The organism is Thiohalomonas denitrificans (genome assembly GCF_900102855.1).
Taxonomy (GTDB): Bacteria; Pseudomonadota; Gammaproteobacteria; order Thiohalomonadales; family Thiohalomonadaceae; genus Thiohalomonas; species Thiohalomonas denitrificans.
In genome coordinates, this window is record NZ_FMWD01000008.1 from 164,360 (window position 1) to 181,117 (window position 16,758).

12 protein-coding genes are annotated in these 16,758 nt (G+C 56.8%); 5 read left to right on the plus strand and 7 right to left on the minus strand.

The genetic code is table 11. The annotated features are described in order from the left end of the window. The first annotated feature begins 129 nt into the window (after positions 1-129). The 3 genes from BLP65_RS13335 to BLP65_RS17225 all read left to right on the plus strand — a co-directional run bounded on the left by BLP65_RS13335 (position 130) and on the right by BLP65_RS17225 (position 2,318). Positions 130-915, plus strand: a complete 786-nt coding sequence (locus BLP65_RS13335) for a TraB/GumN family protein (RefSeq protein WP_139181511.1) — start codon at positions 130-132, stop codon at positions 913-915. A 305-nt stretch (positions 916-1,220) separates the two neighbouring features. After that, positions 1,221-1,652 carry a hypothetical protein gene (locus BLP65_RS13340; RefSeq protein WP_092998194.1) on the plus strand — a complete coding sequence of 144 codons (432 nt, stop codon included), beginning with the start codon at positions 1,221-1,223 and terminating at the stop codon, positions 1,650-1,652. A gap of 30 nt (positions 1,653-1,682) precedes the next feature. Continuing rightward, positions 1,683-2,318, plus strand: a complete 636-nt coding sequence (locus BLP65_RS17225) for a hypothetical protein (RefSeq protein WP_245688332.1) — start codon at positions 1,683-1,685, stop codon at positions 2,316-2,318. 1,196 nt (positions 2,319-3,514) lie between these two features. On the opposite strand, the gene BLP65_RS17000 is transcribed toward BLP65_RS17225, so the two are convergent. The 6 genes from BLP65_RS17000 to BLP65_RS13385 form a co-directional block, all read right to left on the minus strand. Next, a complete protein-coding gene (locus BLP65_RS17000) occupies positions 3,515-3,682 on the minus strand; it encodes a hypothetical protein (protein ID WP_175452581.1) in 168 nt (55 codons plus the stop codon). Between the two features lie 184 nt (positions 3,683-3,866). After that, on the minus strand, positions 3,867-5,990 hold the full coding sequence (locus tag BLP65_RS13365; protein WP_092998200.1) for a sigma factor-like helix-turn-helix DNA-binding protein: 2,124 nt from the start codon (positions 5,988-5,990) through the stop codon (positions 3,867-3,869). Positions 5,991-5,998: 8 nt separating this feature from the next. Further along, on the minus strand, positions 5,999-8,962 hold the full coding sequence (locus BLP65_RS13370; RefSeq protein WP_092998202.1) for a Z1 domain-containing protein: 2,964 nt from the start codon (positions 8,960-8,962) through the stop codon (positions 5,999-6,001). Next, positions 8,959-9,948, minus strand: a complete 990-nt coding sequence (locus BLP65_RS13375; protein ID WP_092998204.1) for a PD-(D/E)XK motif protein — start codon at positions 9,946-9,948, stop codon at positions 8,959-8,961. Before BLP65_RS13375 ends, BLP65_RS13370 begins: the two co-directional genes overlap by 4 nt. Then, complete coding sequence (locus tag BLP65_RS13380) at positions 9,941-11,443, minus strand: ATP-binding protein (RefSeq protein ID WP_092998206.1); 1,503 nt, start codon at positions 11,441-11,443, stop codon at positions 9,941-9,943. The genes BLP65_RS13375 and BLP65_RS13380 overlap by 8 nt, the downstream gene beginning before the upstream one ends. Further along, positions 11,437-11,643 (minus strand): hypothetical protein, encoded by a 207-nt coding sequence (locus BLP65_RS13385; protein ID WP_139181512.1) that lies wholly within the window; start codon positions 11,641-11,643, stop codon positions 11,437-11,439. The genes BLP65_RS13380 and BLP65_RS13385 overlap by 7 nt, the downstream gene beginning before the upstream one ends. A gap of 1,341 nt (positions 11,644-12,984) precedes the next feature. On the opposite strand from BLP65_RS13385, the gene BLP65_RS13390 reads away from it, so the two are divergent. After that, positions 12,985-14,043, plus strand: coding sequence for a GTP pyrophosphokinase (locus BLP65_RS13390; protein ID WP_092998210.1), 1,059 nt, complete (start codon positions 12,985-12,987; stop codon positions 14,041-14,043). Positions 14,044-14,558: 515 nt separating this feature from the next. Here BLP65_RS13390 and BLP65_RS13395 read toward each other — a convergent pair. Further along, positions 14,559-15,914, minus strand: a complete 1,356-nt coding sequence (locus tag BLP65_RS13395) for a hypothetical protein (RefSeq protein ID WP_092998212.1) — start codon at positions 15,912-15,914, stop codon at positions 14,559-14,561. A 513-nt stretch (positions 15,915-16,427) separates the two neighbouring features. Between BLP65_RS13395 and BLP65_RS13400 the strand changes: the two genes are divergently transcribed. Continuing rightward, positions 16,428-16,758: transposase (locus BLP65_RS13400; RefSeq protein WP_139181513.1), on the plus strand; the 331-nt coding region annotated here is incomplete at its 3' end.

The following is a 16,758-nucleotide window of genomic DNA, read 5'->3' on the forward strand; positions in this document are numbered from 1 at the left end:
GCACAGGTGCCTAATTGGAAGCAGGTGGTAGACGTGTGGTATCGGTATACCGCGCAACGCAAGCAGAACGCCCGCGCTGGATATGGCATAGAGCTGTCTCCCTCGCATATGCAAAGGAGGCTTCAAGGAATGAACCGTATGGAAGTTCTGGTCGCCGCCTGTGCGCTATGGCTGTGGTCGGCCAACTCGGCTGCACATAGCGACCTCCTCGCCTTTCCCCAGCCGTTGCTCCGCCTTCTACAGCCGTCCACCGTCGTCGTGCTCGGCGAGAAACATCGCCAGCCCGAATCCCCGCAGTTCGTCACCCGCCTCGCCGAAGCCTATCTCCACCAGGGCGGCTGTCTCGCGGTGGCCCTGGAGATCACGTCCGACCAGCAACCGACGTTGGAACGCGTCTTGGCCGGTGAACTGCCGGTGGGGTCGATTCAGGTGTTCCAGGGCATCGACCACCCACCGTATCGGATAATGATTGAGAGACTGGCCAATTTGATGCAAGCGGGGCACTGTCTGACGGTGCACGCCATCGATGAGCCGACTAACGAGAAAGGCTCTCGGGATGCGTGGATGGCACGAGCGGTAGAGGGCCTGCTAACTGAGCAACGGGCCGTGCTTGCCCTGATTGGGAATTTACATGCCGTAAAAACAGTTCATTGGGAACCGACGGTGCTCAAACCGAAGCGTTTTCTAGCCGAGCACCTCGTCGATGCTGGACTGGTCGTCGTCAGTGTCATGCAAAGCTGGCCAGAAGCAGCCAGCTCAACACCGCTACGTGCCACGCTGGTACCTGCTGGGGCGCCGGCAGGTATCACTGCGGTGAGTCGGATCACGGGTATTCTTGCTGCTTATCCGCCCAAGACACCAGAGGATGTCACCGACTGGGTAATCACTTGGACAACTGAAGCGGGTTTCCGGTAAACGATCTTTTGCGCGCAGACGGGGCAATATCGGCCAGAAGCGGTCAGTACCCTCGACCGACTTCTTGCCCTTCGGCTTAAGAGCCGATCCGGCATGAGTTCCGGATCTGAGCCCCATCGATATGTATGCCTGCACAACCGTAAGCATTGAATCAGCACCTTCCACTGAAACACCAACTGACACCCAAAAGGTGGCGCAAGTGGCCGAACGCAACACGGCGTACCCCTAATGGGTGGCTATGGTTGCTTATAGGCTTCTTTTCTTGGTATTCTCTATATCCCTGGAAGGTTCCGGAGAGGTGCATAGTGTCAGAGAAGCACTCACTACTGTTTGTCCCCGCTGTGGAAGAGGCTCGTGCCCTATATGAAGCAGCACCAGTCGACCGCCATTTCCGACACCAGCGTCATAACGAAAGGCTATTAGGGCTTGTGATCTTAGATGGCAACCGCGCGGGAGCCCTCATCGAATATTCGCAGTTTCAGCACATAGATGAACCAGCAAAGCTGTATTTTGCGGTCAACCCGGAAGGAAAATTGGAGCTGAACAACGAGCAAGTTGAACTTGCTATTAACCAGATGTACGAGCGCGGCCAAACAGTAAGAAAGCGAAACCTGTCAATGACAGATTCTGACCACAAGTTTCTAACCAAGTTAGGGTCAGGTAATGCAAGCGCCGGATTGCGTGTGGCTGTCGAGATAGTAAAAACCTCAAAGTCACAGTATCCAGCGTTTTGGTGAAATGTGGCCCATCACCATGGGGAAAAATAAATGAGCGAACACAAAGAAGTGAGCATTACCCTGGTAAGAAAAAGAGCACCCCATAAATCCGTTACTGTTGTCATACGAAAAAAACCGCCGAAAAAGATGGTCTCACCAGCCCGACAAATGTCGAATCCACCACTGCCTCCCGCCGCAATGGAAGGAAGTGACACTTCCAAAGTATTTGTCGCGACGACTAGTGGGGGGGCCGCGGGAGCCGCCGGTTCGCTAGCTTCGATTTCGATACTGGGGCCAGTCGCCGGAATGTCGGCGTCTGGAATGACCTCCGGCCTAGCTGCCCTCGGAAGTGTTGTTGGTGGCGGCATGGCTGCGGGAATCGGTGTGGCGGCGGTTCCTGTTTTGGCACTTGGGGCTGCCGGTGCTGCATTGGCGAGCGACGATATCGGAGCAGATGAGGCGGCCGCCGCAGGAGTCGGTGGTGCCGTTGGTATTGCAGGTTCTGTCGCAACGGTTTCAACAGCCGGTAGTATTAGTGGCCTTTCGGCAGCTGGAATCACTTCGGGATTGACGGCAATTGGCGGCGCTGTAGGGGGCGGTATGGCAACCGGAGTCGTGGTTACGTGCGGGGCGCCTTTGGCAGCAGCAGGGGCGGTATACGGTTTGTACAAATGGTTAACAGATTGAGAAATCACTTTTCCAATGTGAGCCAAAGCGGGAGGGATGCGCCTCCAGCAGGAGGGGCGAGTTAATAGGAGCCGAAGCATGCCAGTGCTGTTGCAGACGCAAAGTTGGCGGATTCGCATGTTTTGACGATAAAGGAGGGAGTTGGGAGCGAAGAACCTTAAAGATTCGTCGACACCACTGAAGCTCCGTCGTTCCCGCTGGAGCACCTTAGTGACTGCTGGCGAGCAACCGAAGTTTCGCAGCTAACCCGTAGCTGCTTAACCCGTATTACAGTCGTTTTTTTCACTAGTTGGAGAATCCGCAGGTTGGTGGCGAAGTGTGGGGTGTGATGGCGGCAGCAATAACGATCGGAGGACAGGCGATGGATACAAAAGCGGATCGGTGGCGCGCCCGCGGTAGCATCATAACGGTGGCGCTCAGTGCTGGGCAGCATCGGATAACTGAGGCGCTTAGGACCAAGGGGGTAACCGAGCAAATGCTCCAGCCTCAAACCTACGACCGGGTGTATACCGTTTACCTCGAAGCAGACCCGGACAAACTAAAGAATACAGGTTCGGTATGGGTCTTTCCGAAGAGCGGCAAGGGGCTGAAGGGGCCAAGTTGAGATCTTTTTATGAATTGTACAGTAACTAGCGCGGTTGTCATTATGCCCTCATACTGAGTCCGAGTAGCTGAGTATCTGATAGTTGCCGCTGGTCTGATATTTTTCAGTAAGCCATCTTGGCGAGCCATAACCCGAAGGTCCGCAAGGGTCGTTCGCCGCCAATGCCTCTTGGATTCCCGCCTTCGCGGAGAATGACCGGTGAGTCGAGTGCGGCCATGGGGTTCTGGATTCCCGCTGTCGCGGGAATGACGGCTCAGGGTCGGTTTCAGCCAAATCTCGGAAGGAGCAAAACCGGCCAGAAGCGGTCGTTGACAACAGACCGTGTCGGTGACCGCTTGATATGGGTTTGCTGACGCTCGTCTGGGTTTGAGCGTCGGCAACTACTGACTCAGAGTTGGCGCCCCGGGATTCGCCTGCTTCGCCCAGTCAGCCGCAGCAACGAAGAAGATAAGTATGTCCCCGGAACTCCCCGCTCCCCCGCCGGCATGACCGACCCGTACTGCGGATTGTCGTCTTCGAACAATAGAGCGGTCGAAACTGGTCGATATCCGAGACATCGAATACCTCGGTGAAGTGCTGAAGCAGGTCACGATCAGGAAACAGGCCGCTGCCAGTTCGTAACGTTATGGGCGTCCTGGCCGTCCAGCGGTTTGAACTTGCGCACCACCGTGATCATGTCGCGCACGCCCTTGTAGGTCTCACGTCGGTTCCCGTTGGGATCGATCAGCGTGGTATTGAAGCGCGGTCCCGCGTCAACCATGCCGAAGCCGATGTGCGTTATGGGTGCCCCAGCTTTTCCCTGAATCACGCCGATTCCGCGTGTATGCCGACCCAAACCCGCCGGTCTCCTCAAACTCTCGCCGAATCTGCTCAATGAACCACAAGTCACGCACCCTGGCGCCAGAGCCATTCCTACCGGTGGGAGACTTTTTGTCAGAGCCGTATCAGTCCGGCTCGATCCCTAAGATTAGGTCGTGAATCTCCTGCTCTCTTCGAGCTTTGTAGCCCTCTGCAACGGAGACGATGTCCGCACCGGGCGCGAATTTTATCGCAGAAGCCAAGGCCGCGATCGCCCCCTCTACGTCGAGGGACATTTCAGCGCCGACGAGCCGTAGCGCTTGCGCCATCTTGCCGGCGGGCGTGGCCGGAAGCTGCTCGACGTCGAAGGTTCCGTCAGCCTTAAAAACGAGAAAAATCTCGTCACCAATTCCGAGGTCCATGTCCTCAAGGAAGCGTTTGATGCTGCCGAACGTCGGTTGGTGGTTCTTGTAGGAGAACTTTTGGTATCCCAGCCGGGAGGGGAGTTCAGCGTGCTCCCCTGGTGCCATCCGAAGGATGGTCGACAAGGCCGTCGATGCAGGCCAGCCGCTTCCGCGAAGGTGGTCGAACGTGACTGTTGTCCGGTAAAGCCAGTCGTCATTTCGCCGGTAGTAGCACTGCACCTTCGCGGGGTTTTTTCCCGCGCCGGCCAGCTGGCCTTTGTCGTGGCGGATGATACCATTCATTACTTGGAACGGTTTGCTTCCGGCGTAGACGGCGACGGAGTTAGCCGAGACCCCGAATCGATCAACGAGGGACTCGACTACCGATGCCATAGGTAGCTCGCCTTCGGCTTCCCCTAACAGCTTGGCGATCTCGCCGCGAATGTTGGTGTAGCCCTCCATGCCCCATTCTGCGAGGGCGAAGTGCTCGCGGTTGACCTTGGTGAAGGTTGGATCTGTGCTGAGCTGGTTTCGTAGACTGCCGGGAGCGCCCCGGCCGACCCTCTGATGAAGCTCGTCGAAGATGAGAGGCGCGCCTTCGATCGAGAGGATGGCTGCTGCCATATCATTAAGGGACGCCGTTCTCACCAAAACGAACTGGTCCCGGACCTCGTAGCCGAGGTATACCAGCCAGTCCTTAAGCCAGGGCAGGGAGCCCGCGTCGTTGGTGAGTGTCACATCAGCAAGTCGCACGACGCCGTAGGGGTCTGCCAGTTCGTCTAGGACGACGCCTGTGGCTAAGCGTGCTGCTTCGAAGCTGGGCTCAGCGCACCAGCCGTCGGCAATCTCATAGGCGTCATCAAGGACATCGATGATTCTCCAAGCGGGCTGACCGACTGTCACAACTTCCAGTGCCAACGCCGGCACGTCAGTGAGCAGCTCTTCGAGCGGGCGGATCCCGCGAATCTGTGTCCGAACGAGGCGGGCAACTTGGCCGACGGGATTGTCACCGGTGACGAAGTCGTTGAGCTTGGCACGGGCCTCGACTTCGAGTTGTCTTATGCGCTCCCGAGTGACGCCGAACTCCTGCCCCATTTCTTCGAGTGTCTTCGATTTCCACGCGAAGAGCCGCTTCGCGAGGATTGCTTGGTATCGCTCGCCCAGCCTGGAGATCGCGACGTCCAGTTGATCGGCGACGTTGGCGGATCTGGTTGGCCGAATATCATCGGCATGCAGATCCAGCAGGCGCTTGCGCGCTCCTACCACCGCCTCAGGCGCGCCCAACGCTAGCTCAGAAAGTACTCCGCGGTCACCGTGTCCGAGGGTGTGATTCCAGCCGGCCAGGGTTTCCAAGTCCTGCAATAGCCCACCGAACCATGGGTTGGGCGCCTCGACTGCGTCATCCTCATTGAAAAACGCTCCCTCGCGAACTGAGGTCTCGTACTGCGAGGACGAGACCTCAACCAACTCTCGAAGGATGGCGATCACGGTTCCAACGCCAGCGTTGCGGAAGGCGAAGAGGCCCTCCACCGGAAGCCGCGCGATGTCCGCACCGGTATGGATCTGCTCCCGATATAGCACATTCTTGGCCCGAACGGGCAGGTCCAGTTTGGCTAGCTCAACTTCGCTCCGGAGACCAGGGAAGGCGTCGCCGATCGTCCACTTCCCTAGCCGGTCGATGGCGAGCGAGACGATGTTGCCGACGGCCGTCTTGCGAGCAGCCGCATCTGCGGTATCAATCGCCCAGTCCCACCACTTGCCCTGCTCCCACGACTCATTGACGGCTTTGCCTGGGATCCATGGGAATGCATCCGCCCAGCTCCGTGGTCTGAGATCCAAGAACTCGATTTCGGAGTCGTTCACCATGTCGGCACTCAGACCGCCTTCTGTGCGTCGACATCGACCGCGACCTCATCCGCCTTATCCGGGATGACGACTCCGTACTGGATGAGCTCGCGCTTGCTCTGGATCGACTTGTCCGGCACGCGCAGCGAAATCATGCCAACTATTTCCTGGCGACTCGCCGCTTCGGCCTCGGATTTCTCCTCTCGGTCCGCTACAAGCGAGATCACCAGAACACCGCGAGTGTCACTCTTCCCAATGCCAGGAAGGCTCTCACCTGCCGGCACTCGCTCGGCCGCCAGAATGTTGCGCTTGTTTTCACCAGTGAAGTCGATGCGCGGTGCTTGCCGTCGGCTCCGCTTAAAGATTGGAGCGGGAACGCTCAATTCCTCGAAGCCCAACTCGCGGCCTGGAACTGCTCGCTGCGGCCATATGATCGCCCAGTCCCTGATCCGCTTCTTCTCCGTCGCCGTCACGATAAAGGCCCGCAAGGGGTCAATCACGCGCTGGTAGTCCTGATGCCATATCAGTTGGTCGAACAGGGCGAGGAATTCAGCCGCGTCGACCAGGCCGACACGGGCATGTTGCTGCCTGGTCGTGCCATCGACGTAGGGAAGCGTCTCCGCCTTGTCGGCCAGCTTGAGGAGTGGTAGCACAACCGTCTCCAGATTGTGCTTGTGCTTGGCCTTCTCTTCGCGCGGAGGGATCGACGATAGCTGGTGGAAAGCGCCGACGGATGCGCGAGCTTTCACGACTGCGTTGAACATCTTGTTCCGGGCGGTTGGCTTCAGCCACGGCAGGTGTTGGCTGACGAGCGGCGGGATATGGCGTGGTTCGACGATTGGCTTGTTGTCTTCGTCGAGGCCGGCGTACTTCCCGAGTTCGTCGCGGAACGCCTCCTCATCGAGTAGGAGGGCTTCGAACGCTTCGTACAGATCGACCTTATGATCGCGGCGGATGTAGAGGCGCACGAGGTCGCGATAACCCTCGCGGAACCCGAACCATCGCCCGGCTTGCATGAGCGTGTCAGCCTGACCGGCCTTGCGACGGAAGTACGAGATGGTCAGTCCCTCGACAGTGAAACCGCGACTGAGTTTCGTTCCCCCGACGAGGACGCGCCAAACCCGGCTCTTGTCGAAGTCAAGTGCCTGCTGCTGGTCCTGGATGTTCTTGTCCGAGTTGACGACCAGGACCGGGTCCGCTCCGCTACTCGTCATCTCCGCAACCGCTTCAGGGACGTAGGGTTTCAACTCGTCGAAGGATGCCGGCACGGGCTCAGCGTCGGCACGCACGACCATTACAGCGGCGTAGTCATCGTCGAAGAGTTTCCGAAGTCTGCTGAGTCCTTCGCCGGATGTAAATTTTCCGGTGTTCCACAGTCCGCGGACGACGGATGCGGAATCGAGGTGCATGGCATTGCGGACGTCCTCGTGAACCAGCATAGTGTGGTGCCGGAAGGTTCTCCCGGTCTTTGCTTCGCGGAACTTTTTGATCGCACCACTGAGCACCCATGCGTCTAGGGCAGCCCGCAACTCGTCCCTGTGAAGGACCGGATCGACATCGGGGCCACCGGATACCGCGCGAATGAAGGCGAGCTCGTTCGAGGTCGCCATGGTCTTCGGGGTGTTCTCCCATTCCGGGTCGATGTCGTGGAACTCCTGAACGCCCATGTACTGCGGCGGACGCGGAAGGGAGAGCACGAAGTCTGACGGGAAGAGGTCGATCTTGTCGGTCTCATCGGGATCAATTAAGACGTTGGCGAAAGGAGTGGCCGTGTAGCCGACGTACTGCGCCCTCGGCACAAGTTCAAGAATCTCGGTGATCAGTTTGTTGATGATCGTGCGGTCCTTGGACTTCTTGGGGTCCTTGGTGTTGACCGAGGCAACATCGGACTCGTCGTCGATGATGAGGGCAGGAAGCTCGTTGAGCGTGTCCCGCATCGGCTTGAGATCCTTGATCAGCTTTTTCAGCGGCGCCGAGTTCTTCTTTACGATCACGACATATGCGTCCGTGTGGAAGAGGTTCTCCTCGGCGTTGAGCGGCTTCGTCTTATCGTGCCGCTCGTACCGCAGTTGCGACATCCCATGCGGCAAGCTCTTGTAGTCACCCTTGTGGGTCGTCACGCGTCGAATCCGGGCGACTCCGGGCTGGTCCAACGCCTGTTGGCTGTGCCGGACGAACCTGTCTGCCAGCCACTCCTCGTCCTGCTGATAGTCCAGGCCCTTGGCCACCTCGGGGTCCTTCGGATCCTGCCCGGCGAGGACGTTCTCGACCCCCATGAGCTCCATGTCGATGCGTCGCTGGGTCTGGGCACGCAGTATCTCGATGGTGCCGGTCATAACGATCACCAGTCGGTACCCGGCATCTATAGCCTTCGCGATCACTCCCGTGAAGTTGGCCGTTTTTCCACTCTGCACGTAGCCGACTACGAGGCCCTTCGTGCGCTTGATGTCGGGGCACGTCGGGTTGGCGAGTCGCTCCACGATAGCGTTGGTGCTCTGGTCGATCGTGTTAATTGAAGGCGCCGGCCACTTCTTCTCCTGAGCGAGGTACTTCTCGTAGTGGTCCCAATACATTGTGCTGCGCTGGTGACGCACTTCCTCGTACCAGGGCTTGAACTCCTTGGAGATGACGATAGCGCCCTCGACGTACACCGGAATCTTCTCCCGGAGTACCGTCTCCGCAGAGTCACTGAGGCCAAGGCTCTTGACGACCGCGACTCGCCGGGCGATGGTGCCCGAGCCAGTCTCCTGTCCGTCGACTCCAGGTAGTTTCAGGTTGTCACTTGCATCCCACTTCGCAAGTGCGAGGCGCAGCTGGATCATTCCTGGGTCATTGGGTGGCGCCTGCTGCACGAACTCGACCAGGTCGTCCTCGGTGACGAGTTCCCGCGCGAATCCGCTCAGCATGGGTAGGATAGGAATCGGTGCCTGCTCGGCAAGACCCTGAAGTAGGTTCTTCAGTGGCAAAGACAGGTTGGGAGTAGCCTCGCTCATTCAGGAATCTCCGGTGCTTCTACAAGGCCGGCGAGCGCGCCAGGCAACGGGTGCTTCTGGAAGTGGGAGACGTCCAGCCTGTAGGAGACGTCCGACACAACCACGATGTTCGGGATGACTTGGGTGAGCCGAGGCAGGGTCAGCGCGGGGAATCGTTCCCCCACGTCGTATGCCCTCGGCTCGTTGCGCTTGGCCCAGAATGTCGTGTAGAGCTCAGCATCGTCATCCTTCCAGCCAACCGCTTCGAGCGCCTCGTCCACCCTCGGGCGGTGGCCGCCGGACTTCGCGCGGATCTGCGACACCAGTTGGGACAGAGTGCAACCGCCTTCCACATCGCTGCGGGTCAGCTGGATCGAGACCAGGCTCAGCGGTACTCCACGCAGGGGAACGAGTTGAGTGAACCCATGTATCATGTGTCGGCGCTGTTCGCCCGATGTCGTCTTGATCTCTAGGTGAACCTCGCCGAAAACGAAGTCATGCTCTTCCGACAGCGGACCCTGCCACGAACCGATGGCCGGACCAGCGCCGATTTCGTTGATTAGGTACTCGAGTACGAGTAACTCGCCGAAGAGGCCGACCTCCTTTTCCTGGCTGAGCCCGACCTTGCCGGTGAACATCCCCCGATGTCTCTGAATCGCCGACGCAACAGCCGCAGCAAGCGGCTCGCCCTCGATCTGGAGCTCGTCGGCGATGCTCGTGAGCAGTCCGTATGCGCCGTGGAGGTTATCATCGACGAAGACGGTCAACTCAGCCATGTCGCCGTCATCCGACGCCACCGGCTTGAAGGTGATGTTGCGCCACTTCACGACGTCGGGCTCGGGTGGAGTGAACGGGGTAGTGAGCGTGATCGCCCTGTTGGCGGGGTGAATGTCGAGGGTGCAGGACGGCGTGCCGCTGATCGGTAGCACGACCGGGTTGCCGGCTGCCCAGAATCCGTTGACGTTTGCTAGCGAGTAGTGACGTGCATCGTTCAGCGACTCACTCATAGCGTATCTCTTCTTCGGCCTCGACGGCTGCGCCGAGGATGGCGCGCCACAGGGCAATGTTGTCCTTGTCCTTCGGCCCCAGATTGGTCCCCTCGAAGATCTGGTGGGTCAGCAGAAACATCAGCGCCTTGATCAGCGGCGCGTCGTTCAGGCTGCTTCCCTGGGGAGCGAACAGGTGGCGGTAACGCTGGTTGAGCAGCAGTGTACTGTTACCGAAGTCGATGTCGAAGAAATCACCTTCTCCCATGCGGACCCAACGAATCTCCAAGGCATCGGAATTGATCAGTCCGAGCTCAGCCCCGATCTGCTTCCGCACCGCCGGTGCGAAGCCACGGTCCGGCGCGATGACCGGATGGCGTTTAATTGTCCGCTTGTTGGCGGTCTTGTACGTATCCTCGGCATCCAGGAGGTACTGATCGAAAGTCGTTCCGTCCCTCGCCTGCGCATGTGCCAGCGCATCCTTGAAACCGGCTTCGAACCGGAGTCCTGACTTCTCCGGGTTCATCGTCAGAAGACTGCCGATCACCGATGCGTCGTCGATGATGACGCGGGCAAGCCGGCGCTGCGTGGACGAGTTGGCTGCTGCAGACCAGCCACCCACTTGCAAGAGCCGGTCATTCCTGTAGATGTAGAAGCCTTGGAACTTCTCGCCGGACTTGCCTTGGATCCGGTACCCCGGGATGTCCGTCTTTGCGGGCCAGATGTGGCACTTGAACCTGATCTCGTGGCTACCGGAGGTGGCAACGATCGTCTTGGGATAGCCGGGACGACCCGAGGTGGCGTAGCCGAAGGGATCGATCGCCTTCACCGGCGTGCCGATTGCTTCATCAGCGTACTCGAACTCGTCGACAAGGATGTCGATGACGATGGCCTTCTTCGCGATCAGCCGGTGGAAGGTCACGCCGAGGTGCTGTCGGACCGCGAGTTCAGTCTTGGACAACCACTCGCGCGCCTCGGCGATGTTGCGGCCGTGGTAGGTGCTGCGCAGTCCAGACCAGACGACCGTGGTTCCCCAGGCGAAGTCAATCTGCTTTTTCCGCTGTATTTGAACCGCAGCCGCCGCCTCCGAAGATAGGATCTGACAAGAGAAGTCCTTGGAGAAGTTTGCGCGCTTGATCCGCCGTCCCACGGGAACGGCGCCGTATCGGCTCGACCAAACGGTCAGCACCTCGCTCTGCCCGAATGACGCTGCCTTGAGGCCTACGCCGAAGTAGCCGAGATCGGTGTCGCCGTATTTACGCTGGTGCCCGAGGGTCATGGCCTGGTCGGCCGCGGCTGCGTCCATGCCCTTGCCGTTGTCGACTACTTCGACCTGGACCAACCGCTCGTCTTTAGTCAGCATTCGGACCGATATCCGAGTCGCCTCGGCATCGATGCAGTTGTCGACGAGGTCGGCGATCGCCGACTCGAACGTGTGATGTGATCCCAGGCTCTTGACGAGGCCTGCGTCAGGCTTGAGCCTGACCGTGTCGACGACCTCGACCTCGCTTACCACTCGACCTCCTGGAACTCGCTGACTTCGAAGCCGAAACCGCGGCTGCTCTCCTTGATCGTCCGTACAACACTCTCGCTGAAACCGCTGGCGTTCTCCGTACGGACATCGACGACGATCTCGGTGTTTTCGGTTCCCTCAACTGCTACTATGTTGTGCAGTACCTCTTCCACTGCCTTGAGGGATAAGGCTTTGCTTCGCACCCGCACAGCGTCAGAAACCGCGTTCAATCCAAAGACGTCCACAAGCCTACCATCACCGCGCTCCCTATTTGCCAGTATTCCGCCCGACCCCGCAGCCTGTCAATTGCTCCCCCCTCCGGCGGCGAGAGCGCCGAAGGTCTGCACCAAGAGAATGTGCCCCGGCTTGCCGCCAGTGGAATCGGGGTATCGGGACGGACTGACGGACTCGGGCGACAGTATACCTATTTCATCGTGCCAACTTTACGGTTTGACCGTCCCTGAGCCAAGGGGCAACTACGGGTCCAGATTCTGCCTTTACCGCTTTCCGCCCCCGAAAGCGCTGCTCCTACCGATGCGGGCCAAGCCGTCCGGTCAAGTTCCGGTCTCCTCGCCGCCGACGAAAATGTCTTCTTAGAAGCTAGGAAAATTTTTTTTGTGTAAACTTCGGGGGTTTGGCCGAGGTCAGCTACAGCGCAAATAGATTATGCGCGGAATGGGCGCTCAAGTGAGCTCTCTGTCTTGAAAATCCCTGTGTCGGCGGTTCGATTCCGTCCCTGGCCATGATCTTTTTTCCTTGCTTTTCTGGGGCTTAGACCCGACTCACCCTGATGCGGCGATCCCCTGAGCAAGGGACCTCCGGTCCCTCTCCGGCACGACTGAACTTCTCCTTGTCCTACTTGGACTAACATACCCGACGGCCAGCGCCCAACGACTTCCGGTACCGCTCTGGTGCACTCACAGCGTCCCCACACCAAACATGGCTGCTCGGGAAATTCCCGTCCTTCGTGGTCCTCTACGTGATCAATCTCCGTTAGGCCCCTGACTCATCATTGAACAAGCCACTTCCAAGTACGAATGGTGTGGGGCAATGCCCTATAGCTCGCCTGATGCCCTCACCTTCTAGGGCGCTGCGGCTCGGAGTCGCTGACTGACCAGTGGTAAGCCGTACAGGCGGAAAACGGCCACTACCCGTCATTCCTGCGAAAGCGGGAATCCAAGTAGCAGCGGCAGCAACCGGCCACGAGCGGACGTAGAGCAAAAGAAGTTGGACGGGCTGATATCGGTATACTGTCCTCAAAATCGAATCCCCAACGATCCTGAAGCCAGCACCGACGAGGAGCACCGCGGTGAGGTACGAGCCTGAGAGGCTCTATTACCCGCGGGATTCCAGGTAGAGAGCGGCGTACTCACAGAGGAGGAGGCTACCCGGCGGTTTGAGGCTGAGAGGAAGATCCAGATCGAGCGGCTCCGATGGCGGTTGCACCTTGAATCATCAGGCGCGTTATCGGCATGATGGACTGCTGAACTAAGTTCCTTTGGCATCGGCCTGTAACTCGCAATGAACGCACAAACGAGAGTGATATGAGCGAAAAGGAAAACGAAAAGTGGCTGAGCAGTGTACTGCCTTTGCATCGAAGGCTCACTGAAAGCGTTGTCACTATCATAGAGAATGTGCTCAAAGCGAAGAGCGTAGATTTTCTTGCCGTTTCTGGGCGCACCAAGGAAAAGACTAGCGCCTTAGAGAAGATTGAACGAAAGGGATACCGGAACCCTCAGAAGCAAATGACAGATCTTTCGGGTGTGCGGGTAATCCTTTACTTCGAATCAGACGTAAACAAAGCGTCTGAAATAATTGACGAGGCTTTTGAAATCGATCCTAAGAATTCTTTGAATCAGGACGATTTGATGTCAACTGACCAAATTGGGTATAGGTCAGTGCATTTTGTGTGTGGACTTGGCAATGGTCGCACTGGACTGCCAGAGTTTTCGGACCTCGCGGGCCTTCAGTTTGAAATTCAAGTGAGAACAGTTTTGCAGCATGCTTGGGCGGAACTGGCTCATGATCGCAACTATAAATTTTCCGGGAAGCTTCCCAAAAGAGTTGAAAGGCAGCTATACCTGTACGCTGGAATGCTGGAAATAGCGGATAGAGGATTTGATGACGTCTCCAAAGAAATTGATAAATATATTGAGAGCGTCGAGCGGAAATCGGATTTGGGCGAACTGGATGTGGAGATAGATTCGATTTCGCTTCCGCGGTACGTCAGAAAATGGTGTGAGGAAAATGGGATCGAAATAGATTTTCCCACCTATCACCTGGACGAGCTTGTTAAAGAGCTTCACCAGTTTGGCATTCATACACTGGCAGAGCTCGATAAGGTCGTCCCGCCCACTTATGCCGAAGTTTTTAAGCGCGAAAAGCACGATTCAAATATCTTTGGAGTTGTCCGTGATTGGATGCTCATTCACGATTGGAAACGGTTCGCCAAGAATGTTGAAAGAAATTGGTGTGTGAGTTACGAAGAGGAAGAAAACCTATTTCATCATTTCTTCAGTGCACCTGAGTTTGCAGAATTCCATTCTGTATTCTGTCCGGAAGAAGTGGTTGATGAAGAATTCGGCGATGAATCTCACGAGTAGGGGGCGCCAGTTCCGACCCTCGGAACCTCTCGGTGTTTTCGTAAACTCAAGGCATCGACCGAATTCCGAGTTCCGCGAATCCCCGAATTCCGGTGACAGTATACCTATTTCAATGATAAGCCCATCCAGTCTATTCGCCGGAACGTGGCTCCACTTTCAGGTTTCCTCAACCGTCAAACCAAAACACCCAGGAACAAACGGGGGCGTAGACATTTTTTGCGGGCGCACTGCCCGCAATTAGATTATCGAAGGGGTCGAGTACCGCCCGGTAGTAGAACGTCCTGACGACGACAAGCCGGAAATCCGCAGGAGGCGAATCGCGGCGAATATCTTAACCGAATGGCAGGTCTCTGGTTAGCACACGTCGCCGAGCGAGAGTTGGAAGGAGGCTTTGGGTCGGGAATGCCCCTTCGGCTCGGTACGCAACAGGAAGAAGCCGGCCATAAGCAGCCAGTCACATAGCCTCCACGAGGCTCTTATTAAAACGGGTATACTGTCTCCCGGAGCTCGCTACCTTACGCCTCCGCGCTGTTGATTGTGTCGAATTCGATTCGGCATTTTGTCGTTTCTGTCGCATATAGCTCTAGTACATACCCTTGTTCGTCCTCAGGTGCTGAAGAATCCCTCGTCAGCTTTGTTACCATATCAGTAAACAGGGTTCGTTTTTTCGGCAGCTTAACCGTGGTGCCGAACAGTTCTATACACTCGCCGTCTTCTTCCACGAGATACGTGACGGGCCCTTCATTGCTAAAAGCTTCTCGCTCGTTCACTACAGTAGCTGTAGCGACCAGTTCGCCATCTGCGAATTCAGGATTGTACTCGCCTTTATAGATCGACACGCTATTCATAATTTTATTATGTTGAGCATCTGTGAGCAGAAAATCACTTGCAAATTTGACCTCTTGGTGGAGGAAGGGGGCTAGCTCGGCGGCCGCTTTGATGTAGGTAAGCAGCACATTCGTCTGCCTAACGAACTCTTCTTGGGAAACCTGTAAACCATGGCCGCTTGATATCTCTATTCCATTTACTTCTAGTGAAGTATTCACTTCCCAGCCCTCTACCAATCGAGCGAAAAGTCGCTGAAGTTTATTGAGGTGTGGTAGCGTAGTTATGGGTTTTCCTTCCCAATTCATCAAGTTGAGTTGGATATTGATCCGAGCCTTAATTTTAGAAAATGATTTTCGGTAGTGAAACCGAAAAAGTCTCCCGCACGCGTAACCATCGTATATATACGATTCGGAACCCACGGACACGGTTCCATGTATATCGTCAAAGATAACGGTCTCAGCTGTGGTTGGGTGTCGTAGCCAAAGCTTTTGAAGCGCCGGATGTGGTTGAGGTGAGATTGACAGCTTCCCTTGCGGACTTCCCTGCATGAGTTGCTGCAAAAGGTCGGAACCTTTGACTGAAAGGTTTTCGGTATCAATTTCAAAACGCTCGCCGTGATCTTCGAGCCGGCTGAATTTTTCAGCAACCTCCTCGAAGCTTGCCCCTCCAAAAGTCATTGAGATGTGTGCATCTTCCTTTGCGTGGATCTCGTAGTAAGTGACATCGTTATGATGCGCGGTTCGTACGAGAAAACGTGGGTCTAGGTTCTGTAGAGCTTGGGAGGTCGCGGTATGCACGTTGTCAATCGCGTTGACGATATAGTTTTTCGGCATACCGGTGAGGGCCGTCGCTACGGTATCAATAGTATCGCTTTGGCTCGGTAACCGCTTTCCAAGTTCCGCACGCGCTAACGCCTCCGCGCGGGACTTCCAATCATGCAGACTCTCGACGCTATATCGTCCCTCATCCTTATCTATGTCAATCGAGCAGTTTGAGCAAAGCCAGATGGCGTTATCGATTGACCTACGAGATTCCACGGTCATTTTCGGGTCATACCTGGGGCCGCCGGGCGCTGCTGCGCAAATATGCGCCGCGATTCCTATAGAATTCACCCGGCTAGGGGATTCTGACGTACCCGCAGTGGTGGGCACCCGGCAGCTCGGGTTTGAGCACCTGTTGCCCACGCGGGCACGTAGGCGCTCTATAGTTGCTTTTGTGAACTCGTCCCTGGCCATAGCTCCTCGGGCACGTGGTGGGCTATATCAATGAAGCTCGGAGGCTACCTAGAATTCGTATCATCGCAAGACCCCACCCCTTCTGCCAAATACCAAGCTATTTAGCCAAAATCATTTTGTCGCGTAATAACCTAAACGAACGCTATGTCACGTCGGAACACTCCGTCAACCTGACAGGAATTCCGGGGACAGTGCGCTTAAACTCCGCCTCTGCCGAATGGCCGCTTTGGGTCGATTCTGTTGAAAAACTGGCGACTAGCTTGGCGCTGGATCATGGATGTGATCTAATCGGTGTTAGAACTCATTCTGGGATCGAAGCCGATGATGGGTCAGCTGCCGGGCTCGCAAAACGAACTGTTCTACGACTTCAACATTGAGCAGTTCATCCCCGAAAACCACCTCTTGCGCCAGATAGACCGATTTCTCGATCTCAGTGATCTGCGCGGCTATCTTGCTCCGTTTTATAGCCCCACGGGTCGGCCATCTGTTGATCCTGAGCTGATGGTTCGGATGCTGCTGGTAGGGTACTGTTTCGGTATCCGATCCGAGCGGCGGTTATGTGAAGAGGTGCACCTGAACCTTGCTTATCGGTGGTTCTGCCGGCTCGGCCTTGAAGGCGAAGTGCCTAATCATTCGACGTTTTCAAAGAATC